Source organism: Bradyrhizobium sp. WSM1417 (assembly GCF_000515415.1).
Taxonomy (GTDB): Bacteria; Pseudomonadota; Alphaproteobacteria; order Rhizobiales; family Xanthobacteraceae; genus Bradyrhizobium.
Window position 1 is genome coordinate 7,089,787 of the sequence record NZ_KI911783.1, and the last position, 21,599, is coordinate 7,111,385.

Below are 21,599 nucleotides of genomic sequence, written 5' to 3' on the forward strand. Positions count from 1 at the left end.
GATTCCCGCACCGCACAAACCCGACACGAAAGCCCCGATGGCCAACGCCTTCTTCTCCGACCTGCTCACCACCATCTCCGAGCGCGGCCGCACGCTGCTTCGCCGCGGGGATTCTGCCGACACCAAGCCGGACGCCGATGGGCTCATCGAGCTCTGCGGCGCGCTGCTGTCGGGCCGGGGCGAAGCTTCGGGCACCGCGATGGCGCGTGAGGTGCTCGACATCTACCAGGAATTGGATGCGGCGGGACGTCGCGCTTTTTTCGAAGCCCTGGTGCGCGATTTCGGCCCGGATCGGGAACGCCTGTCCAAGGCGATCGAGACCTGGCGTGCCAAGCCGGCCGACGAGGATGCCAGCGCGCTTCATTTCGCCTCCGAGCCGCGCCGGCAGGAGCTGATCCGCCGCCTCAACCGCGCGCCCGGCGGCACCGGGGATCTCGTCAAGATGCGCGCCGACCTGCTCGACATGAGGAACGGGCACACCGATCTCGCCGCACTCGATCGCGACGTTTCGCATCTTCTCTCGTCATGGTTCAACAGGGGGTTTCTCGTGCTGCGCAGGATCGACTGGTCGACTCCGGCCAACATCCTCGAAAAGATCATCCGTTACGAGGCCGTGCACGAGATCAGCGACTGGGACGATCTGCGCCGCCGCATCGATCCGGTCGACCGCCGCTGCTACGCCTTCTTCCATCCCGCGATGGTGGACGAGCCCCTGATCTTCGTCGAGGTGGCGCTGACGGAGACGATCCCCGGCGCGATCGCGCCGCTGCTCGCCGTCGATCGCCCCTCCGTCCCGATCGAGCGCGCCCGCACCGCCGTGTTCTACTCGATCTCCAACACCCAGCGCGGTCTCGGCGGCATCTCCTTCGGCAGCTTCCTGATCAAGCAGGTGGTGGAGGAGCTGCGCCGCGAATTGCCCAAGCTCGACAATTTCGTGACGCTGTCGCCGGTGCCGGGCTTCATGCCATGGCTGAAGCAGGACAAGGATTTGCCGCTGTCGGACGAGGACCGCGAAGTGCTGAAGCGCCTCGACGATCCCAAATGGTTCGAGAACCCCGAGACGACCACGCTGCTGCGTGGCGTGATCGAACCGCTCGCGGCGCACTACTTCCTCAAGGTCCGCACGCCGAAAGGCAAGCTGATCGACTCCGTCGCGCGCTTCCATCTCGGCAACGGCGCCCGCCTCGAGCGCATCAACTGGTTAGGCGATCTCTCGCCCAAGGGCGTGCGCGAATCCGCCGGCGTGATGGTCAACTACCTCTACCGCCTCGACGACATCGAGAAGAACCACGAAGCCTACGCCAATGACGGCGAGGTCGTGGCCTCGAGCGCGGTGAAGAAGCTCTTGAAGGGCGAAGGGCGACGGCTGCTGGATATGCGGTTGTCGTAGGGAATGTCCGGCTCACGCCACATCGTCAAGGCGAACCCAGCCGACGACGCACTCTCCGCCGTCATTGCGAGGAGCTCTTGCGACGAAGCAATCCAGACTGCTTCCGCGAAAAAATTCTGGATTGCTTCGCTACGCTCGCAATGACGGAGAATGTGGCGACACCTCGGGCGATCCCAGTGGCTGTCAGCCGCGGGCCCAAGCGCGCCCGCAAGCAACATCGCCCTCTCGCCGCCGTCATTGCGAGGAGCCCTTGCGACGAAGCAATCCAGACTGCGCCCGCGAAAAAATTCGGGATTGCGTCGCTGCGCTCGCAATGACGGAGTGTGTGGTGACACCTGGTGCAATCAGATCAGCGTCTCGTACAAATCCATCCAATCCGGATTGACGCTCTCGATCAGCGCAAGCTTCTTTTCCCGGCTGCCGGCCTTGATCTGCTTCTCGCGTGTGATCGCGTCGGTCATCGTCGCATGCAGCTCGTACCAGACGAGAAGCTTGCAGCCATACTTTGACGAGAACCCCTTCACCAAGCCCTCGCGGTGCTCGAACGCGCGGCGCGGTGGATTGGACGTGACGCCTGTATAGATCGTCCCGTTGCGGCGATTGGCGAACATGTACACGCAAGGCTGCTTCATGACTGCGCCTCGATTAACGAGAGCTTCCACGATATCACAACCAAGAGATGATTGCGAGACTTTCGCCGACACCGACATTGCGAGGAGCTCGCGACAAAAATTGCAAAGCAATTTTGCGCTGATGCGACGAAGCAATCCAGGCTGCCTCCGCGGAAATATTCTGGATTGCTTCGCTGCGCTCGCAATGACGGTGTGTGTGGCGCGGCCGTCGCGCCCCTCGCGTTGCCCTACTCCGCCAGCGCCTTCATTTCCTTGTAGAGATCCGATTTGCCTTCGAAGCCGATGCCGGGGAGATCGGGCATGGTGATGTGGCCGTTCTCGACGCGGACGCCGTCGGGGAAGCCGCCATAGGGCTGGAACAGGTCGGGGTAGCTCTCGTTGCCGCCAAGGCCTAAGCCGGCTGCGATGTTGAGCGACATCTGGTGGCCGCCGTGCGGGATGCAGCGGCTCGGCGACCAGCCATACGTTTTCAACACCTCCAGCGTGCGCTGGTATTCGCACAGGCCGTAGGACAGCGCGCAGTCGAATTGCAGCCAGTCGCGGTCGGGGCGCATGCCGCCGTAGCGGATCAAATTGCGGGCATCCTGGTGGCTGAACAGGTTTTCGCCCGTTGCCATCGGTCCCGGATAGAATTCGGCGAGGGCTGCCTGCAGCGCGTAGTCGAGGGGATCGCCGACCTCCTCGTACCAGAACAAGGGATAGTCCCGCAGCATCTTGGCATAGGCGATGCCGGTCTCGAGATCGAAGCGGCCGTTGGCGTCGACGGCGAGCTGCGCGTCCTTGCCGATCTCTTTGAGCACCGCCTCGATGCGGGCGCGATCGTCTTCGATATCGGCGCCGCCGATCTTCATCTTCACGACGTTGTAGCCGCGATCGAGATAGCCGCGCATCTCGCCGCGCAGCATCGAGAGGTCCTTGCCCGGATAATAATAGCCGCCGGCGGCGTAGACGAACACGCGCGGATTGGCTTTGACGCCGTGACGCTCAGCCAGCAGGCGAAACAGCGGTTGGCCCGCGATCTTCGCCACGGCATCCCACACCGCCATGTCGATGGTGCCGACCGCGACGGAGCGCTCGCCGTGGCCGCCCGGCTTCTCGTTGGTCATCATCGCGCCCCAGATCTTGTCGGGATCGAGATTGTCGCCGGAAGCGTTCAGCAGCGATTTCGGATCGGCCTCCAGGATGCGCGAGGCAAAGCGCTCGCGGATCAGGCCGCCCTGCCCGTAGCGGCCGTTGGAATTGAAGCCGTAGCCGACGACGCGCTTGCCGTCGCGGACGAAATCGGTGACGACCGCAACCAGGCTCGTCGTCATCTTGGTGAAATCGATATAGGCGTTGCGGATCGGCGAAGAAATCGGTTTCGTGATCTCGCGGACGTCGACGATGCGGACGGACATGGGGGACCTCTTGCTTTCGTCATTGCGAGCGTAGCGAAGCAATCCAGAAATGCATCCGCGGAGATAGTCTGGATTGCTTCGTCGCAAGGGCTCCTCGCAATGACGAGGAGAGAGGGTGCGCTCCTCGCAATGACGAGTGGATAAGTGCGCCCCATCGCAATGACGGCGGTTGGACTTACTTCTTGTCCCTGAAATACGGCTCGACCGGGCCGTGCACCTTGATGGTCAGCGGATTGCCGTGACGGTCCTTGGCGTTGCCGGCGGTGACGCGAACCCAGCCTTCGCTGATGCAGTATTCCTCGACATTGGTCTTCTCGACACCCTTGAAGCGGATGCCGACGTCGCGCGCCAGGATGTCCGCATTGTAAAAGGGGCTGTTCGGATCGACCGAGAGGCGGTCCGGAAATTCGTCGCTCATGATTGTCTCGCTCATAACAGGGTCTCGATTTGCTGCCGCAATCCTTCGGGCCGCGCGGTCGGCGCATAGCGCGAAACCACCTTGCCGGCGCGATCCACCAGGAATTTGGTGAAATTCCATTTGATGGAGGCGCCCAGCAGGCCGGATTGCTGGCGTTTCAGGTACTCATACAACGGATGGGCATTACTGCCGTTGACGTCGATCTTCTCGAACAGGGGGAAGGTGACGTCGTAATTGGTCGAGCAGAACGCCTGGATCTCGCTCGCCGGTCCGGGCTCCTGCGCACCGAACTGGTTGCAGGGAAAGCCGAGCACCGAGAAGCCGCGCGGATTGAGGTCGCGATGCAGATCCTCCAGCCCGCGATATTGCGGCGTGAAGCCGCATTTGCTCGCGGTGTTGACGATCAGCAGCACCTGTCCCTCGAAGCTGCGCATGGGCACTTCTTCGCCGAGAAGCGAGTTGGCCTTGAAGTCGTAGATCACCGACATCGCTAACCCACGGGGTCGATCGGCGACGGCGGCACGCCGCCCGCCTCGATCGCCTCGCCCGCGAGCAGGCAGAGATCCTCGCGATAGCGGCCGGACACGATGTGCACGCCGACCGGCGCCTTGCCGACGAGGCCGGTGGAGACCACGAGGCCCGGCAGTCCCATGAAGGGAATCGCGATCTGCGGCAACTGCGCTTCCCAGACGCGTTTGAAGGATTCGTCGTCCTTGCGGTCGAGATGATCGGGGAACGGCAATTCGCCGGAGACTGGCGTCAGCAGCACGGCATAGGTCTCGAAGAACAGCATCCAGTCGCGGGTCAGCGTGGCGCGGCGGGTCAATGCCTTGGCGTAATTGGCCTGGTCCATCGGCGTGACCCTGGCGCGGTTGCCGCTGAGGCACGCCAGCGCGCCGGGATCGCCCTCACGCTCGGCCATTTCGAGCTGTGCCTCATAGCCGTCACCCAGCCAGAGCTTGATCTGCCACTCAACCGCTTCGCGCATCGGCGGCGTGTTCTCGATCACATCGACCGTCCAGCCAGCACGCTCCAGCCGCTTGCCGGCATCGGTCACGGCTGCCTTCACCTCCGGTGTGGTCGCAAGGCCATCCGGGCTGAGGCAGAGCGCGGCGCGCTTGGGCCGTGCGGGGCCTTCCAGCGGCGCCGGCACGAACCAGGGATCGCGGACATCGCGGGCCGACATCGCCGCGAGCGAAATCCTGATGTCGTTGACGGTGCGCGCCAGCGGTCCCGACACCGCCATGATCTGCGGCCCGATCGGACGCTCCGGCAGGGCCGGATTGAAGGCGGGGATGCGGCCGAGCGTCGGGCGCAAGCCATGCACGCCGCAGGCATAGGCGGGATAGCGGATCGAGCCGGCAATATCGGTGCCGTGAGCGATATGGCCGATGCCGGCCGCGACCGCCGAGCCGGCGCCGCCGGACGAGCCGCCCGGCGTCAGCGAGGCATCGCGGGGGTTCTTGGTGTCGCCGTGGACCAAATTGGTGGTGAACCAGCGATAGGAGAAGGCCGGGCAATTGGTGCGCCCAAGCAGAACGGCGCCGGCTTTGCGGAAATTGGCGACCACCGGATTGTCCTCGCGCGCGATCAGGTCGCGCTGAAGCTTGAGGCCGTTGGTGGTGGCAAAGCCCTCCTGGTCGACGTTGGCCTTGATGGTGACGGGCACGCCGGCCAGCACGCCGGGGTCCTCGCCCTTCGCGATGGCGGCATCGACGGCATCGGCCTGCTTGAGCACGTCCTCCGGCCGGTGGTCGATCACGGCGTTGAGGCTGGGATTGACGGCGTCGAGCCGGGCCAGGCCGGCCAGCGCGGCCTCCCTGGCGGAGACCTTTTTGGCTTTGACGAGGTTGGCGAGGTCGGCCGCCGACAGGCGCCAGAGATCTTGCATGGCTTGCTCCGTTTAACCGGCGTCTTTTAGCCCCGGGAACGCGGCAAAGCCATGCGGATTTCGCAGGGACGAAGGGCGGGGGATGCCGGGTGAGGCTCATTCGCCGTCATTGCGAGGAGCCCTTGCGACGAAGCAATCCAGTCTGCCTCCGCGGAGGCATTCTGGATTGCTTCGCTACGCTCGCAATGACGGGGAGAGAGTCGGGGGCTAATGCCGCGTCGCGGACTGGTCCGGGATGTCCAGCAATGCCTCGGTGAAGGGGAATTCGAGCACGATCTCGCCTTCGCGGTCGGTAACCTCGATGACGGCCTCAAGCAGGGCCGGCTGGGTGCCTTCCGATCTCAGCACCTCCAGGATCATCTGGCGGGCGACCTCCCAGGCACGGTCGGGATTGCGCAAATCCTCTCCTTCGGGATCCACGATCAGTTCGTTGCCGATACGGGTGTTGAAGAAATATCTGGGCATCACGAAGTTCCAGTTGGGTCGCCTGTACCGGATTGAAAGCTGCACTGCACTCACAACTGCTTTATCAGGACAGGGTTCGCGACCGAATGCGCCGAGCGCAGGGCCGCATCACCAGAAAGTACTGTTCCCCGCGCTTTTCTCGCGGCGCAATATGCCTTCGCTCGGGAAAATTTCACTGGCGAACTTTTGTGCCCGCAGTAACTTAGCCCCGGGCGGATACGTCCGAAATCTCGAAAATGGAGAGCCGAAATGGCCTGGAAAGCCCCGAAGATCGTCGAAGTGCCCTGTGGCATGGAAATCAACATGTATGTGAGCGCCACCCGCAAGTAAGCGGTTGGTGAGTTCGCGTTCTGCGCAGGTGGATCTTTCGGTCACGATGCATGTCCGGAAGACAGGATTTGTGTTTGCGTGAGATCCACCTCGCGACATTGCCTCCAGGAGACGGATCATGCTTCGCGTCGTCGTCCTGGGCGCCGCAGCCGGCGGCGGAGTGCCGCAATGGAATTGCGGCTGCGAGGGCTGCCGGACGGCCCGTGATAACGGCCAAGAGCTGCAACGGACCCAAGCCTCGGTCGCCTTCAGTGGCGACGGCGAGCACTGGTTCTTGATCAACGCCTCCCCCGACCTCCGCCAGCAATTGAATGCCACGCCGCAGCTGCATCCGAAGGCAGGCGCGCTGCGCCATACGCCGATCGCAGGCGTGATCCTGACCAACAGCGAAGTTGACGCAGTGGCAGGCCTGCTATCGATGCGCGAGGGCTCGCCCTTCACGGTCTATGCGCATGAGAAGGTGCTGGCGATCCTGAAGGCCAACAGCATCTTCAACGTGCTGAACGAGAAGAACGTGCAGCGCCTGCCGATCGGCATCAACGAGCCGTTCGAGCCGCGGCTGCCGGACGGGGCGCGCTCAGGACTTGAGGTGCTGCCCTTCGCGGTGTCGGGCAAATCGGCCTGGTACCTGGAAGGCAAGGTGCATCCGGGCGGCGACACCGGCGACGGCGATACGCTGGGGCTGAAGATCACCGACAAATCGACCGGCAAATACTTCTACTTCATCGCGGCCTGCGCCGAGGTCACCGACGCGCTCAAGGCCGAGATCGACGGCGCGTCGCTGGTGTTCTTCGACGGCACGGTGTGGCAGGACGACGAGATGATCAGGGCCGGCCTCGGCCACAAGACTGGCAAGAGCATGGGCCATGTCGCGATGTCCGGCGACCACGGCGCCATCGCGCGGCTCGCCGACCTCACACTCGACAGGAAGATATTTCTGCATATCAATAACTCGAACCCGGCGCTGCTGCCCGCTTCCCCCGAGCGCAAGGCCGCTGAAGCGGCGGGCTGGCAGATACCCGCTGACGGAACGGAGATCGTGCTGTGAATGCCGCGTCACTGACTGGAATGACCGCGCTCTCGATCGGCAAGGACATCAGGCTCAACTCGGCCCAGGAGCTGGAGACGGCGCTGCGCCATATCGGGGCGACGCGCTATCACAGCCTGCATCCGTTCCATAAGCTCTTGCACGGCGGCAAGCTGAACAAGGGCCAGGTTCAGGCCTGGGCGCTGAACCGCTACTATTACCAGAGCACCATCCCGATCAAGGACGCGGTGGTGATCTCGCGCTTCCGCGACCGCGCCACGCGCGTGGAATGGCGCCACCGCATTGAGGATCATGACGGCGATATCGGTTCCGAAGGCGGTATCGAGCGCTGGCTGAAGCTGACCGACGGCCTCGGGCTGGACACGGCCTATGTGGAATCCACCGAAGGCATCCTCCCCGCGACGCGCTTTGCCGTGGAAGCCTATGTGCACTATTGCCGCGAGAAGTCGCCGCTGGAGGCGATCGCCTCCTCGCTCACCGAATTGTTCGCGCCGAACCTGCACGAGGAGCGCATTGCCGGGATGCTGGAGCACTACGACTTCGTCAATCCTGACATCATGAGCTACTTCAAGCGTCGCCTGACACAGGCGCCGCGCGATGCCAATTTCGCACTCGACTATGTCAAGGCGCATGCCACCACGCCCGAGCAACGCGCGTCCGTCTGCAACGCGCTGATCTTCAAGACCAACGTGCTATGGGTGCAGCTCGACGCGCTCCAACACGCCTATGTCGAGGGCCACATTCCGCCGGGCGCGTTCGTGCCCCAAGAACACCAAAAAGCGAGCTGAGGAACAATGGCCGGGCCGCGCAACATCAGCGTCAGCGAGACCAGCCGGCCGGTGCTGCCGCGGCACGCCAAGCTGAAATATGACGAGACGCGAAAAGTCTGGGTGATCCTGGCGCCCGAACGCGTGCTGGCGCCGGACGAGATCGCGGTCGAGGTCTTGCAGCTCTGCGACGGCGAGCGCAATGTTGGCGAGGTTTCCGACCAGCTCGCCGCAAAATACGCCGCGCCGCGCGAGGCGATCCTGGCCGACGTCATCGTCATGCTGCAGGATCTCGCCGACAAGGGCTTTCTCACGGAGGCCCGGGAGAAGACGTCATGAGCGATGTGCTCGGCAATCCCACCATCCCGTCCGACGCCAGCGACAGCCTCGCGGTGCTGGAGAAGAGCCGCTCGACGGCAGAGACGTTCGGCATTCCGCTCGCCGTGCTGCTCGAGATCACCCATCGCTGCCCGCTGCAATGCCCCTATTGCTCCAACCCGGTCGAGCTCGACCGCTCGGGCAAGGAGCTGACCACCGAGGAATGGAAGAAGGTATTGAGTGAGCTCGCCGAGATCGGCGTGCTCCAGGTGCATTTCTCCGGCGGCGAGCCGACGGCGCGCAAGGACCTGGTCGAACTGGTCAAGCATGCCAGCGATGTGGGCCTCTACACCAACCTCATCACCTCGGCGGTGCTGCTGACGCGCGAGCGGCTGAGCGAGCTTGCGGATGCCGGGCTCTGCCACGTGCAGATCAGCTTCCAAGGCGTCGAAGAAGCCCTCGCCGATCGCGTCGGCGGTTACAAAAACGGGCACCGCAAGAAGCTCGAAGTGGCAAAATGGACCCGCGAGCTCGATTTGCCGCTCACCGTGAATGCGGTGATGCACCGGCAGAATTTGCACCAGCTGCCCGATATCATCCAGATGTCGATCGACCTCGACGCCGATCGGCTTGAGGTCGCCAACGTCCAATATTACGGCTGGGCGCTGAAGAACCGCGCCGCGCTGATGCCGACGGTGGCCCAACTCGACGAGTGCACCCGCATCGTCGAGGAGGCGCGCGAGCGGCTGAAGGGCCGGCTGACGATCGACTATGTCGTGCCCGATTATTACGCGCTGCGGCCGAAGAAGTGCATGGGCGGCTGGGGCCGGCAGTTCTTCAACATCTCGCCGGCCGGCAAGGTGCTGCCCTGCCACGCCGCCGAAAGCATCACCGGGCTCGAGTTCGAATCGGTGCGCTCCAACCATTCGATCGCCTGGATCTGGCAGAACTCGGAGGCCTTCAACCGCTATCGCGGCACCGGCTGGATGAAGGAGCCGTGCAAGAGCTGCGAATTCCGCGAGATCGATTTCGGCGGCTGCCGCTGCCAGGCGTTTGCACTGACCGGTGACGCCGCCAACACCGACCCGGCCTGTGCGCTGTCGCCGCTGCACGAGACGATCTTCAAGCAGGCCGAGCGCGAGGCCGAGGGCGAAACCAACCGCTTCCTCTATCGCAATTTCGCCGGCGGCACTCTGGAATCCGGCGAATGACGCCTGACGCCGACGCGGCCGGCTCAGTCAAGCGTGCCGATCCCTTTGCACCGCTGACCTCCGAAATGCTCGACGTCGGCGACGGCCACGAGCTCTATGTCGAGAGCGTCGGCCGCACCGACGGAATCCCCGCGGTCTATCTGCATGGCGGCCCCGGCAGCGGTTGCCAGCCCGACCATCGCCGCCTCTTTGATCCCGACCGTTTCCATGCCGTGCTGTTCGACCAGCGCGGCTGCGGCCGCAGCCGGCCGAAGGGATCGCGCCAGCACAACACCACGCAGCATCTGATCGCGGACATGGAAAAGATCCGCGAGAAATTCGGCGTCGCGCGCTGGATGGTGGTCGGCGGCTCCTGGGGCGCGACGCTGGCGCTGGCTTATGCGCAGGCGCATCCCGCGCGCGTCTCCGGGATTGCGCTCCGCGCGACGTTTCTCGGCACGCGAGCTGAAGTCGAGACCGCCTTTACCTCGCGCCTGTCGCAATTCTACCCTGCGCTCCACGAGGATTTTCTCAGCGTGCTGCCGGTGGAGGAGCGCGCGCGGCCGGTGGAAGCCTACTATCGCCGCATCCTCGATGCCGATCCGGCCGTGCATGGCCCGGCATCGCGCGCCTGGCACGACACCGAGCGCGCCCTGTCGGAGCACAAGGCGGCAAAGACGCGGATCGACCTGGCGTCGCTGAACGTCTGGCGTACATTGCCGGCGACGCCGTTCATGGAGGCGCATTATTTCGTCCAGGACAGCTTCATGACGGAGAACCAGTTGTTGCGGAACGCTGGCAAGCTCGACGGCATCCCCGGCATCATCGTCCAGGGCCGCTACGATCTGTTGTGCCCTCCCGAGACATCCGAGCGGCTAGCGAAAGCGTGGCCGGGTTCCGAGATTCGCGTCGTGGAAGAAGCCGGCCATTCGCTCTATGATACCGGCGTGCGGGACGCGGTCATGAAGTCGATCGCGGATATCGCCTCGAAGATCTCGCGCTAGTAGGACAACAAGAAAATGCCACTCGCTGGAAAAGGCATGCTGCTGACGTCGATGAATATCGACGTTTCAGATGAAGCCGATTTCAATCGCTGGTATGATCGCGAGCATCTGGAAGAGCGCGTTGCGATCGACGGCTTTCTGGAGGCGCGGCGCTATGTCGCGCATGCCGCCAATCCCAAATATCTCTCGCTGTATTCGACCGCGACGCTCGACGTGCTCGACAGTCCCGCCTACCGAGCGCGGCTCGCCAACCAGACCGAATGGTCGCGGCGGAGCATGGCCCATTTCAAGGACATGCTGCGGGTGGTCGCGCGCATCACGATCAGCAAGGGCATCGGACGCGGCGCGGCGCTCGGCCTCGTGCGGCTCCGGCCGACGCCGGACAATGCAGTCGCGTGGCGTGACGCACTGCTAGACAGGCTGGCGCCGGACAAGCACGACGGCATCATCTCGATGCATCTGCTCGAGAGCGAGCCGGAATTGTCGGGCGCAACCGCGGACATTCCGGCGGCGCGCAACGAAGGCGCGCGCGACTGGTTCGTGCTGATCGACGGCACGCATGTCGGCGCGGTCTCCGCCGTGATCGCCGCGCGCTTCACCGGCCCTGCCGCCGCGCCATTCCCGCTTCCCGTTTCGGTCGGCACCTACAGCTTGATGTGGGACCTCGCGAAGAGCGACATCGCGCGCAACTAAGCCATCGGACGCACCGCAACATGCTGCACCGCCACATACTGGCGCGCGGCCGTTAATGCTGTGTGCGCGTAGCTCCCATGAAAGCGGGGAAGCACGAAATTTGCCGTTGTACTTCGGACCGGTTCTAATAAGCTAACCCAATGACGTCATTCAGAAACCAGATCGCCGCGCGTTAGCGTTCGCAAGCTCAAGAAAAGGCCGCGGGGTCTTTGAGCCTGCGCGGACAGGGTAGGAATGAAACCGACCGATATTGCGGCCCCCGACTACTTTCACAAAGTGGTCGATTGCCAATGGGCCTGTCCTGCGCACACCCCCGTTCCCGAATACATCCGACTGATCGCCCAAGGCCGCTACAGCGACGCCTATATGATCAACTGGAAATCGAACGTGTTTCCCGGAATTCTGGGACGCACCTGCGATCGTCCATGCGAGCCGGCGTGCCGCCGCGGACGCGTCGAGGAGACGCCGGTCGCGATCTGCCGCCTGAAGCGCGTCGCCGCCGACTTCAAGGACGACATCACGCAACGCCTGCCGCGGCCCTCGGCCAAGAACGGCAAGCGCGTTGCATTCGTCGGCGGCGGTCCCGCTTCGCTGACGGTGGCCCGCGATCTCGCGCCGCTCGGCTATCACTGCACCGTGTTCGACGCCGATGCCCAAGCCGGCGGCATGATGCGCTCGCAGATCCCGAAATTCCGCCTGCCCGATTCGGTCATCGACGAGGAGACCGGCTACATCCTGGGTCTCGGCGTCGACTTCAAGGGCGGCCACCGCATCGAGAGCATGAAGGCGCTGCTCGCGGAGAAGTATGACGCGATCTTCGTCGGCTCCGGCGCACCGCGCGGCCGCGAGCTCGACATTCCCGGACGCAAGGAAGCCGCCGCCAACGTCCATATCGGCATCGACTGGCTGTCCTCGGTCTCGTTCGGCCATACCGACAAGATCGGCAAGCGCGTCATCGTGCTCGGCGGCGGCAACACCGCCATGGATTGCTGCCGCACTGCGCGCCGCCTCGGCGGCGAAGAGGTGAAGGTCGTCGTGCGCTCCGGCTTCGAGGAAATGAAGGCCTCGCCCTGGGAGAAGGAAGACGCGCTCCACGAGGACATCCCGATTCTCAACTTCCTCGTGCCCACGGCCTTCGTCCATGACAACGGCAAGCTCACCGGCATCACCTTCCAGAAGGTGAAGGCCGAATACGACGCCAAGGGCCGGCGCAACCTCGTGCCCTCGGGCGAGCCGGACCAGACCATCGAATGCGACGACGTGCTGGTCGCGGTCGGCCAGGAGAACGCTTTCCCCTGGATCGAGCAGGATTGCGGCATCGAGTTCGACAAATGGCACATGCCCAAGGTCGATCCGAAGACGTTCGTATCCACCAATCCAAAAGTGTTCTTCGGCGGCGACGCGGCGTTCGGGCCGAAGAACATCATCTGGGCGGTGGCGCAGGGCCATGACGCCGCGCTGTCGATCCACAAAATGCTCTCGGGCGAGGACGTCACCGAGCGTCCATTGCCGGAGGTGCACGTCTCCTCGCAGAAGATGGGCATCCACGAATGGAGCTATGACAACGACATCTCCAACGACAAGCGCTACAAGGTGCCGCATCGCGACAAGGTGATCGCGCTGAAGGACATCCGCACCGAGGTCGAGCTCGGGTACGACGTCAAGCTGGCGCTGGGCGAGGCCCATCGCTGCCTGAACTGCGACGTCCAGACCGTGTTCTCGACCTCGCTCTGCATCGAGTGCGATGCCTGCGTCGACATCTGTCCGATGGATTGCATCACCTTCACGGACAATGGCGAGGAAGGTGATCTCCGTCAGCGCCTGAAAGCGCCCTCGCTGCATCCGGACCAGGATCTCTACGTCTCCAGCGATCTCAAGACCGGGCGCGTGATGGTCAAGGACGAGGATGTCTGCCTGCATTGCGGGCTGTGTGCCGAGCGCTGTCCCACCGGCGCCTGGGACATGCAGAAATATTTGATCGAGATGACTCACGCAGGTTCAGCATGTCCGACAAAAAGCCGATCAGCAGCGTAAACGACTTCGTCGTCCGCTTCGCCAACGTCAACGGATCGGGCTCGGCCAGCGCCAACGAGATGTTTGCGCGCGCGATCCTGCGCCATGGCGTTCCGGTGAGCCCGCGCAACATCTTCCCCTCCAACATCCAGGGACTGCCGACCTGGTACGAGGTGCGGGTGACCGAAGACGGCCATCTCGGCGCCCGCGGCGGCGTCGACATGATGGTCGCGATGAACCCGCAGACCTGGGACAAGGACGTCGCCGGCATCGAGCCCGGCGGCTATCTGTTCTACGATTCCACCAAGCCGATGCCGTCTACCAAATTCCGCGACGACATCACCGTAATCGGCGTCCCCCTGACCGCGATCACGAACTCGACCTATACCGATCCGCGCCAGCGCCAGCTGTTCAAGAACATCATCTATCTCGGGGCGCTCTCGGCGCTGCTCGACATGGACCCGAAGCTGATCGAGCAGCTGATCGGCGAGCAGTACAAGGGCAAGGAGAAGCTGCTCTCGTCCAACGTCCACGCGCTGCATCTCGGCCGCGACTGGGCGCTGCAGAACCTGAAATGCCCAACCGGGCTTCGGGTGAAGAAGTCCGACAAGGTCGGCGACCGCATCTTCATCGAGGGCAACAGCGCCGCCGCGCTCGGCGCCGTCTATGGCGGCGCCACGGTGTGCGCCTGGTATCCGATCACGCCGTCCTCGTCGGTGGCGGAGGCTTTTACCGCCCACTGCAAGAAGTACCGACACGATCCAAAGACCGACAAGGCGAAATACGCCATCGTGCAGGGCGAGGACGAGCTCGCTTCGATCGGAATCGTGATCGGCGCCTCCTGGAACGGCGCGCGCGCCTTCACCGCGACCTCCGGGCCCGGCATCTCGCTGATGACCGAGTTCATCGGGCTCTCGTATTTCGCCGAGATCCCGGCCGTGATCATGAACATCCAGCGCGCCGGCCCCTCCACGGGCATGCCGACCCGCACCCAGCAATGCGACATCATCGCCTGCGCCTATGCTTCGCATGGCGACACCAAGCATGTGCTGCTGTTCCCGGAGGATCCCGCCGAGGCGTTTGAGTTCGCGGCCGCGGCCTTCGATCTCGCCGAGCGGCTCCAGACCACGATCTTCCTGATGCTCGACCTCGACATCGGCATGAACCACCGGCTCTGCCGTCCCCTGAAATGGGACGATTCCAAGCAATACGACCGCGGCAAGGTGATGACCGCGGAGATGCTGGACGAAGGCCGCGATTTCGGCCGCTATCTTGACGTCGACGGCGACGGCATCCCGTATCGAACCTATCCCGGCACGCATCCGACCAAGGGCTCATTTTTTACCCGCGGCACGTCGCGTGACCGCTATGCGCGTTACTCCGAAGAAGGCTCGGTCTACGCCGACAACATGCAGCGGCTGATGCGCAAGTTCGAGACCGCGCAGGATCTGGTGCCGCGGCCGCTCCAGGCCAATGCCGAACGGCCGACCAAATACGGCGTGATCTATTTCGGCTCGACCACGCCGGCAATGGACGAGGCGATCGGATTGCTGGAAGCGCGCGGGCATCAGCTCGATCGCCTGCGCATCCGCGCCTTCCCGTTCCATTCGAGCGTGGCGAGCTTCCTTGCCGAGCACGATTTCGTCTACGTGGTCGAGCAGAACCGCGACAGCCAGCTGCGCCAGCTCATCGTCAACGAAAACGGCATCGACCCGGTGCGGCTGGTGCCGATCGTGCATTACGACGGCTCGCCGATCACCGCCCGCTTCATCGCAAAAGCCATTGGCGACCACCAGGATCACCTCAAGGTGACCCCGCTCCGCAAGGCCGTGTCATGACCTACATTGCAAAGCCGAAATTCCACCATCCCGGGCTGAAGAAGAACGAGCTCGGCTACACCCATCGCGACTACGAAGGCAAGATCTCGACGCTCTGCGCCGGCTGCGGCCATGATTCGATCACAGCCTCGATCATCGAGGCCTGCTACGAGCTTTCGATCGAGCCGCACCGGGTCGCCAAGATCTCGGGCATCGGCTGTTCGTCGAAGACGCCCGACTATTTCCTCGGCAATTCGCACGGCTTCAATTCCGTGCACGGCCGCATGCCCAGCGTGCTGACCGGCGCCAACCTCGCCAATCGCGATTTGATCTATCTCGGCGTCTCCGGCGACGGCGATTCCGCCTCAATCGGCTTCGGCCAGTTCGCGCATTCGATCCGGCGCGGCGTCAACATGACCTATATCGTCGAGAACAACGGCGTCTACGGCCTGACCAAGGGCCAGTTCTCAGCCACCGCCGACCGCGGCTCGAAGTCCAAGAAGGGCGTCACCAACACCGACAACGCCATCGACCTCGTCGCCATCGCGCTGCAGTTGGGCGCGACTTTCGTGGCGCGCTCGTTCTCCGGCGACAAGACCCAGCTCGTCCCACTGATCGCCGCCGCGATCCGCCACAAGGGCGCGTCGTTCATCGACGTGATTAGCCCCTGCATTGCCTTCAACAACCACGCCGGCTCGACCAAGAGCTTCGACTATGTCCGCGAGCACAATGACGCGGTGAACCGGCTCGACGTGCTGGTCGGCCGCGATCCGATTGCGGTGGATTACGCACCCGGCACGGTGCAAATGGTCGAGCAGCATGACGGCAGCAGGATTGCGCTACGCAAGATCGACGCCGACTACGATCCGCATGACCGGCTCGGCGCCCAGACGTTTTTGCAGAAGCACGCCGCAAAGGGGCAGATCGTCACCGGCCTGCTCTACGTCGATCCTGATGCGGAAGATCTGCACGAGCATCTCAACACGGTCGAAACGCCGCTCAACACGCTGGAAGCGGATACGCTCTGCCCGGGCTCCGCGGCGCTGGACAAGTTCAACGCCAGCCTGCGGTGATCGCCTACCGTGCCGTGGCGGGCTGCCTGACGCGTATGGTGATCTTCTCCGACACGATGGGCGGCTCGAATGGATAGTGCCTGGCATCGCCCAGCACGAGTTGAAGCGTGTGCGTTCCGGGCGGAAGCTCGAGCAGCGTTTCGGTCTGCCCCGCCCCGAAATGCAGATGCGACTTGTCCTGCAGGATCGGCTCCTTGGGATCGATGGGATCGTTGACGTCGATCAGCAGATGATGGTGACCGGCGTTCTGGTACTCGTCGCCGGCATGGGTCACTCCCATGTTGCGCAAGCCGAACCGCACCCAGAATCCGCCGCGGACCTTCTGCCCGTCATGCGGGGTGATGAAATAGAGCTTTGCGTCCTTGGGCGCTGCCTTGCCTTGCGAAAAGGCTGCCCCCGGGAGCAATGCGAGCGCCGCCGCCAGCGCGACGCAACGAAAGATCTGCATCAAACCAACTCCACCACTTAGGGACTGAGCGCCACGCGGAATCCGTGCGTGGGATAACGAACATTGGTGTCGTAGCCGTCGCGGTTGGACGGCCGCACATATCTCGAATCGTTCTTCCAGGAGCCCGAGCGCAGGACATGAGCGCTGCAGTCCCCGCTGCTCCATGCCGAGCCGTCGCCGGGCGCGCCTTGATAGGTCTTGTGCCAGCAGTCCTCGACCCACTGATCGATACCGCCGCCCATGTCGTGGAGCCCGAACGGATTCGGCCTGAAGCTGCCGACCTTCGCCGGCTGCTCGGCCGCGAGATCACCGCAATCCTTGCAACCGGCCATGCCCGGCTGCAGCTTATCGCCCCACCAATATTTGGTCTGCGTTCCGCCCCGCGCGGCATATTCCCATTCGGCTTCGCTCGGAAGCCGATAAGTCTTCTTCGTCGCCTGAGCGAGATAGGCCGCATATTGCTGCGCGTCGGTCCAGCTCACATTGCTGACCGGTGCATCGTCCTTCCCGGTCGCCGTGAAGCCGCACGCCTTTGCAGCGGCGCACTCGTTCCATTCCTGCACGGTCACCGGATATTTTCCGATCGAGAACGGCTTGACCGTCACCTGATGGACAGGACGCTCGGTCGGGTCGTCATTGCTTCCCATCGCAAAGCTGCCGCCGCGAATGGCGACCATCTCGGGTTCGCGGACGGGAACTGGCGATTGACTTGCCGATTGACTCGTCGATTGATTTGGCGCCGGAGCGGGCGACGGAGATGGCGAAGCCGCGGAGGGAGACGGCTGCGGCGTCGCTTCGCGTGGCGGAGGCTGCGGGCTCGGTGATGCGGCAGGAGAAACGGTAGTGACGGCGGCCTGCTCGCCCACCCTGCCCGGCGTCTGAGCCAGCAGATACCACAGCACGCCGGCGGCCATCACCGACAGCGTGATACCCAGGAGAAAGATCAGAGCATTCTCGCGCCGCCCCCGCGTCCTGCCGACGGCGTCTGCATCCGGCAGCACTTTATAGACCCGCACGGGATCGGTGATGTTCTTGACTTTGCGGTCCCCGAGCGACTCGTAGCCGCACACGACCTTGTGCTTGATCTGCTCGTAGATCGCGCCGGAGATAAAGACCTGGCCTGGCTCGGCGATGCCCTCGATGCGCGTTGCGATGTTGACACCATCGCCGTAGACGTCGTCAGGCTCCACGATGACGTCACCGAGATTGACGCCAATCCGGTACTCGATCCGGGTCTCCTTCGGAAGCGAGGCGTTGCGGCCGATGAGATTCTGCTGGATAACGATGCTGCATCGGACGGCCTCGACCGGGCTGTCGAAAATGGCGATGAAGCCATCGCCCGTCGTCTTCACCAGATTTCCATGGTGTTCGACGATGCTGGGCTGGATGAGATCCCGCTCGATCCGCTTGACGCGGACGTGCGTGCCCTCCTCGTCGGCCTGCATCAGGCGGCTGTAGGAAGCGATGTCACCGACAATGATGGCCGCGAGACGACGAGGCATCGGGCCGTGCGTGGGCGGCTCGTCATTCCCGGATCTGAAGTTGCGAATTTCGCCCATTGCGGGGGACTCCACAAACTAAAGGCAGACCCCAGCCTACGACCGCCAGAGGCGATCGTCTGTGAAGGCTATCACATCGATGAAATCGGGCAACGTCGGAGCAATCGTCGGCGTCGAGTTCCGAAAGGCGAAGGCGTCAGCTCGAATGAACCTTCGTGACCCCACCGAAGACTAATGCCCGGCGTGGAACTTCACCTCGCTCCGTCCTGCGACGATCACGTCGTATTGCGAACGTTGAACGCGTCGCAGCTGGGCCGCGTCTACAGCGTACAGCTCAGCTGCTGCGCGCGAGGCCATCATGAAGCTTTCTCTTTTTGCTGCCGTCTTCCTTGCGGCGCTCGGCGGCGCTGCTTACGGCGAAGAGGCCGACGATATCCGTGAGGCCAGCAAGGCCGAGGCCGAGACCTTCAACGCGCGCATGTATGCGGGCGCACTCGGCAGCAAGGCCTATGCCTGCTTCGTCCGGCGCTACGACGCCGAGCATCTGGCGCGCCATCCGAAGCAGAAGGTCGCCTCGATGAAGCTGCTGATCTCGGCGGAATTGGACACGGAAGACAAGCAGCTCCACAACGCCTTCCGCCTCGGCTTCAGGTATCGTCACCGCTCCGGCGATTTCGACTCCAGCGGCTCCTGTCATCACGCCGTGTTCACCCAGGACGGCAGCGAGATCCGCCTCGGTTGCGGCGTCGACTGCGAGGGCGGCGGCATCGGCGTCGCGCTCTCAAAGGACGACAAATCGGCGATCGTGCGGCTGGCGCGGGTCAGGGTCTGGCAGAACAACAAGCCGGATGAGGATGCCGAACTGTCACTGGTCGCCGGTGCCGACGACGGGATTTTCCGCCTAGATCGAACGGACAACAAGGAATGTGCCTCGCTCGTGACCGACCGCAAGGAACTCGCCGCGCTCCGCCACAAATGATATGTGTCCGGCGCAATCGAGGGAGATCGTCATGAACCGCCGGAACATGTTGTGGAGCGCCATCTCAGGCCTGGGCGCGGCGCTTGGCGCCTCCAGCGCGACGGCCGCGACCGAAGCCGGCACGGGCAACAAGCTGAAGGTGGTCTATCATTTGAGCGATGCGGAGAAGGTCAATTTCGTGCTCGGCAACATCCAGAACCACATCGACGGCGTCGGCGGCCCCGAGCATGTGACGATCGCGCTGGTGATCCACGGGCCGGCGCTGAAGGCGTTTCACTGGGCGCAGGCCAACCCTGACATCAGCAAGCGCGTCGGCGACTTCTCCAAGGATGGCGTCGAGCTTGCCGCCTGCGGCAACACGATGAAGGCGCAGAACGTCACGCTTACGGATCTATTGCCGGGCTTCGTCAGCGCGGAGAAGGGCGGCGTGGTCCGTTTGGCCGAGCTCCAGTCGCAGGGTTATCTCTATCTGCGGCCGTAGGGCGCGGGAGGCGCCGCTACATTGTCCGTCATTGCGAGCGCAGCGAAGCAATCCAGTCCCTCCACGGAGGCAGACTGGATTGCTTCGTCGCAAGGGCTCCTCGCAATGACGGCGGAGCGGGTTGCGCGACGAGTACCGCTCGCAAGGCGCTTGACTTACCCATAACTCCAGGGTTATGAATATACCCATAACTTACAGGTTATGGATTGCATGTCCGCCGCCGCCCACGATCTTCTGTTCAGGACGCTCGCCGACCCCACCCGTCGGGCGATCTTCGAGCGATTGTGCCGCGAGGGCGAACAGACGGTCGGGGCTCTGACGGCACTGTCGGGCGTGTCCCAGCCGGCGGTCTCAAAACATCTCGGCGCGCTGAAGCAGGCTGGCCTCGTGCGCGACCGGCATCAAGGGCGGCAGACCCATTACAGCGCCCAGCCCGGCGCGCTCAATCCGCTGATCGACTGGACCAGCCAGATGGCCGGGTTCTGGCAGAGCCGGCTCGATGCGCTCGACGATCTCCTGAAGAGGATGGACCAATGAACGAATCCGCGACCGAAACCCGATCTGTTGTCGTCGAGCGCGAATTTGCCTTTCCGGCAGAGCGGATCTGGCGCGCACTGACGCAGCCGCATCTGATGGAGGAATGGCTGATGAAGAACGACTTCAAGCCGAATGTGGGCCACCGCTTCAACCTTCGCGGCGAGTGGGGCGGCGTGCTGGACTGCGAGGTTCTCACCATCGAGCCGCAGAAGACGCTCGCCTACACCTGGAATTTCTCGCATGACGACGCGGCGTTCGATCTCAAGAGCGTCGTGACCTTCACGCTGACCCCGACGGGCGCAGGCACGCATCTGCGTGTCGAGCAAGCCGGCTTCAGCCCGACACAGAAGCAGGCTTTTGGCGGCGCGCATGCCGGCTGGAAGCAGTTTCTCGCCAAGCTGGACGAGCTGCTGGCACGGGCAGATTAGCTCGGCCGCCGGCCTTCATTCGATCATCTCAAGAGGAGGTTTCATTGACCGGAAATATGTGGATTCGGCAGATCCATCGTTGGCTCTCGATCGCTTTCACGCTGGCCGTCATCGCCAACATCGTTGCCCTGACGCTGCAAGTCCAGGCGACGTGGATCGGCTTGCTCGCCTTCGTCCCATTGATCCCATTGCTTGCGACGGGGCTCTACATGTTCGCGCTGCCCTATCTCGGCCGCCGCCGCAGCGCCCGACAAGAGGTGTGAACATGAAGAAGGCCGTGACCGCGAAAAACAGCAGCACGACGAAGACGGATGGCGCTTCGCCATCCAGGATGATCGACGGCAGGATCAAGGAGCTCGGCGACTGGCGCGGCGAGATGCTCGGGCGAATCCGTGGCCTGATCAAGGACGCCGACCCTGATGTCGTCGAGGAATGGAAGTGGCGCGGCGTTCCCGTGTGGGAGCACGACGGCATCATCTGCACCGGCGAGACCTACAAGGCCGTGGTGAAGATGACGTTTGCCAAGGGCGCCGCGCTGGACGATCCCGCCGGCCTGTTCAACTCGAGCCTCGACGGCAACGTGCGTCGCGCGATCGATATTCGCGAAGGCGAAAAGATCAACGAGAAGGCGTTGAAGGCGCTGATCCGCGCGGCGGTGGAGCTGAATGCGTCGAAAGCCAAGAAGAAGCCGGCGAAACGTTCCGGATAGGACAGTCGTCGCGGAGCCACGAATGCTTTCCTTCTCCCCTTGCGGGAGAAGGTGGCGCGAAGCGCCGGATGA

At 63.5% G+C, this 21,599-nt stretch carries 25 protein-coding genes; 17 read left to right on the forward strand and 8 right to left on the reverse strand.

All coding sequences use genetic code 11. From position 1 onward, the window contains the following. Nucleotides 1–37 precede the first annotated feature (37 nt). A complete protein-coding gene (locus BRA1417_RS0134715) occupies nt 38–1,390 on the forward strand; it encodes a malonyl-CoA decarboxylase (RefSeq protein ID WP_027519748.1) in 1,353 nt (450 codons plus the stop codon). Nucleotides 1,391–1,734: 344 nt separating this feature from the next. On the opposite strand, the gene BRA1417_RS0134720 is transcribed toward BRA1417_RS0134715, so the two are convergent. The 6 genes from BRA1417_RS0134720 to BRA1417_RS0134745 form a co-directional block, all read right to left on the reverse strand. Then, entirely contained in the window at nt 1,735–2,022 is a 288-nt protein-coding gene (locus BRA1417_RS0134720) for a GIY-YIG nuclease family protein (protein ID WP_027519749.1), read from the reverse strand. Between the two features lie 227 nt (nt 2,023–2,249). Further along, entirely contained in the window at nt 2,250–3,419 is a 1,170-nt protein-coding gene (gene tarD / locus BRA1417_RS0134725; protein ID WP_027519750.1) for a D(-)-tartrate dehydratase, read from the reverse strand. Between the two features lie 175 nt (nt 3,420–3,594). Further along, entirely contained in the window at nt 3,595–3,852 is a 258-nt protein-coding gene (locus tag BRA1417_RS0134730) for a DUF3297 family protein (protein WP_007613756.1), read from the reverse strand. Then, the gene (locus tag BRA1417_RS0134735; RefSeq protein WP_027519751.1) at nt 3,849–4,325 is read right to left on the reverse strand and encodes a glutathione peroxidase; all 477 of its coding nucleotides are present in this window, start codon (nt 4,323–4,325) and stop codon (nt 3,849–3,851) included. The genes BRA1417_RS0134730 and BRA1417_RS0134735 overlap by 4 nt, the downstream gene beginning before the upstream one ends. Nucleotides 4,326–4,327: 2 nt before the next feature. Then, nucleotides 4,328–5,728, reverse strand: a complete 1,401-nt coding sequence (locus BRA1417_RS0134740) for an amidase family protein (RefSeq protein WP_027519752.1) — start codon at nt 5,726–5,728, stop codon at nt 4,328–4,330. A gap of 207 nt (nt 5,729–5,935) precedes the next feature. Then, nucleotides 5,936–6,193, reverse strand: a complete 258-nt coding sequence (locus BRA1417_RS0134745; protein ID WP_007595657.1) for a hypothetical protein — start codon at nt 6,191–6,193, stop codon at nt 5,936–5,938. Nucleotides 6,194–6,442: 249 nt separating this feature from the next. On the opposite strand from BRA1417_RS0134745, the gene pqqA reads away from it, so the two are divergent. The 10 genes from pqqA (at nt 6,443) to BRA1417_RS0134795 (ending at nt 16,446) form a co-directional block, all read left to right on the forward strand. Further along, a complete protein-coding gene (gene pqqA / locus BRA1417_RS41350) occupies nt 6,443–6,523 on the forward strand; it encodes a pyrroloquinoline quinone precursor peptide PqqA (RefSeq protein ID WP_007595659.1) in 81 nt (26 codons plus the stop codon). Between the two features lie 118 nt (nt 6,524–6,641). Beyond that, entirely contained in the window at nt 6,642–7,571 is a 930-nt protein-coding gene (gene pqqB, locus BRA1417_RS0134755) for a pyrroloquinoline quinone biosynthesis protein PqqB (RefSeq protein WP_027519753.1), read from the forward strand. Further along, nucleotides 7,568–8,359: a pyrroloquinoline-quinone synthase PqqC gene (gene pqqC, locus BRA1417_RS0134760; RefSeq protein ID WP_027519754.1), complete on the forward strand. Its 792-nt coding sequence runs from the start codon at nt 7,568–7,570 to the stop codon at nt 8,357–8,359. The genes pqqB and pqqC overlap by 4 nt, the downstream gene beginning before the upstream one ends. A gap of 6 nt (nt 8,360–8,365) precedes the next feature. Further along, nucleotides 8,366–8,677, forward strand: coding sequence for a pyrroloquinoline quinone biosynthesis peptide chaperone PqqD (pqqD, locus tag BRA1417_RS0134765; protein WP_027519755.1), 312 nt, complete (start codon nt 8,366–8,368; stop codon nt 8,675–8,677). Then, nucleotides 8,674–9,867, forward strand: coding sequence for a pyrroloquinoline quinone biosynthesis protein PqqE (gene pqqE / locus BRA1417_RS0134770; protein ID WP_027519756.1), 1,194 nt, complete (start codon nt 8,674–8,676; stop codon nt 9,865–9,867). Before pqqD ends, pqqE begins: the two co-directional genes overlap by 4 nt. Then, nucleotides 9,864–10,850: a prolyl aminopeptidase gene (pip, locus tag BRA1417_RS0134775; RefSeq protein ID WP_027519757.1), complete on the forward strand. Its 987-nt coding sequence runs from the start codon at nt 9,864–9,866 to the stop codon at nt 10,848–10,850. The genes pqqE and pip overlap by 4 nt, the downstream gene beginning before the upstream one ends. Before the next feature lie 15 nt (nt 10,851–10,865). Further along, nucleotides 10,866–11,543, forward strand: a complete 678-nt coding sequence (locus BRA1417_RS0134780) for a DUF4286 family protein (protein WP_027519758.1) — start codon at nt 10,866–10,868, stop codon at nt 11,541–11,543. Nucleotides 11,544–11,777: 234 nt separating this feature from the next. Next, nucleotides 11,778–13,577 carry an FAD-dependent oxidoreductase gene (locus BRA1417_RS0134785; RefSeq protein WP_027519759.1) on the forward strand — a complete coding sequence of 600 codons (1,800 nt, stop codon included), beginning with the start codon at nt 11,778–11,780 and terminating at the stop codon, nt 13,575–13,577. After that, entirely contained in the window at nt 13,547–15,394 is a 1,848-nt protein-coding gene (locus BRA1417_RS0134790) for a 2-oxoacid:acceptor oxidoreductase subunit alpha (RefSeq protein WP_027519760.1), read from the forward strand. Before BRA1417_RS0134785 ends, BRA1417_RS0134790 begins: the two co-directional genes overlap by 31 nt. Beyond that, nucleotides 15,391–16,446 carry a 2-oxoacid:ferredoxin oxidoreductase subunit beta gene (locus BRA1417_RS0134795; RefSeq protein ID WP_018454076.1) on the forward strand — a complete coding sequence of 352 codons (1,056 nt, stop codon included), beginning with the start codon at nt 15,391–15,393 and terminating at the stop codon, nt 16,444–16,446. The genes BRA1417_RS0134790 and BRA1417_RS0134795 overlap by 4 nt, the downstream gene beginning before the upstream one ends. Before the next feature lie 4 nt (nt 16,447–16,450). On the opposite strand, the gene BRA1417_RS0134800 is transcribed toward BRA1417_RS0134795, so the two are convergent. Then, nucleotides 16,451–16,894 (reverse strand): DUF4399 domain-containing protein, encoded by a 444-nt coding sequence (locus BRA1417_RS0134800; protein WP_027519761.1) that lies wholly within the window; start codon nt 16,892–16,894, stop codon nt 16,451–16,453. A 17-nt stretch (nt 16,895–16,911) separates the two neighbouring features. Then, nucleotides 16,912–18,453 (reverse strand): SUMF1/EgtB/PvdO family nonheme iron enzyme, encoded by a 1,542-nt coding sequence (locus tag BRA1417_RS0134805; protein ID WP_027519762.1) that lies wholly within the window; start codon nt 18,451–18,453, stop codon nt 16,912–16,914. Between the two features lie 298 nt (nt 18,454–18,751). Here BRA1417_RS0134805 and BRA1417_RS0134810 point away from each other — a divergent pair, with 298 nt between their 5' ends. The 6 genes from BRA1417_RS0134810 to BRA1417_RS0134835 all read left to right on the forward strand — a co-directional run bounded on the left by BRA1417_RS0134810 (nt 18,752) and on the right by BRA1417_RS0134835 (nt 21,527). Then, the gene (locus BRA1417_RS0134810; RefSeq protein WP_027519763.1) at nt 18,752–19,372 is read left to right on the forward strand and encodes a hypothetical protein; all 621 of its coding nucleotides are present in this window, start codon (nt 18,752–18,754) and stop codon (nt 19,370–19,372) included. A gap of 31 nt (nt 19,373–19,403) precedes the next feature. Next, entirely contained in the window at nt 19,404–19,853 is a 450-nt protein-coding gene (locus BRA1417_RS0134815) for a DsrE family protein (RefSeq protein WP_027519764.1), read from the forward strand. A 210-nt stretch (nt 19,854–20,063) separates the two neighbouring features. Beyond that, the gene (locus BRA1417_RS0134820; RefSeq protein WP_027519765.1) at nt 20,064–20,390 is read left to right on the forward strand and encodes a helix-turn-helix transcriptional regulator; all 327 of its coding nucleotides are present in this window, start codon (nt 20,064–20,066) and stop codon (nt 20,388–20,390) included. Then, on the forward strand, nt 20,387–20,818 hold the full coding sequence (locus BRA1417_RS0134825) for an SRPBCC domain-containing protein (RefSeq protein ID WP_027519766.1): 432 nt from the start codon (nt 20,387–20,389) through the stop codon (nt 20,816–20,818). Before BRA1417_RS0134820 ends, BRA1417_RS0134825 begins: the two co-directional genes overlap by 4 nt. A 44-nt stretch (nt 20,819–20,862) precedes the next feature. Then, the gene (locus tag BRA1417_RS0134830; RefSeq protein ID WP_027519767.1) at nt 20,863–21,081 is read left to right on the forward strand and encodes a hypothetical protein; all 219 of its coding nucleotides are present in this window, start codon (nt 20,863–20,865) and stop codon (nt 21,079–21,081) included. Between the two features lie 2 nt (nt 21,082–21,083). Next, nucleotides 21,084–21,527, forward strand: a complete 444-nt coding sequence (locus BRA1417_RS0134835; protein ID WP_027519768.1) for a DUF1801 domain-containing protein — start codon at nt 21,084–21,086, stop codon at nt 21,525–21,527. Nucleotides 21,528–21,599 lie beyond the last annotated feature (72 nt).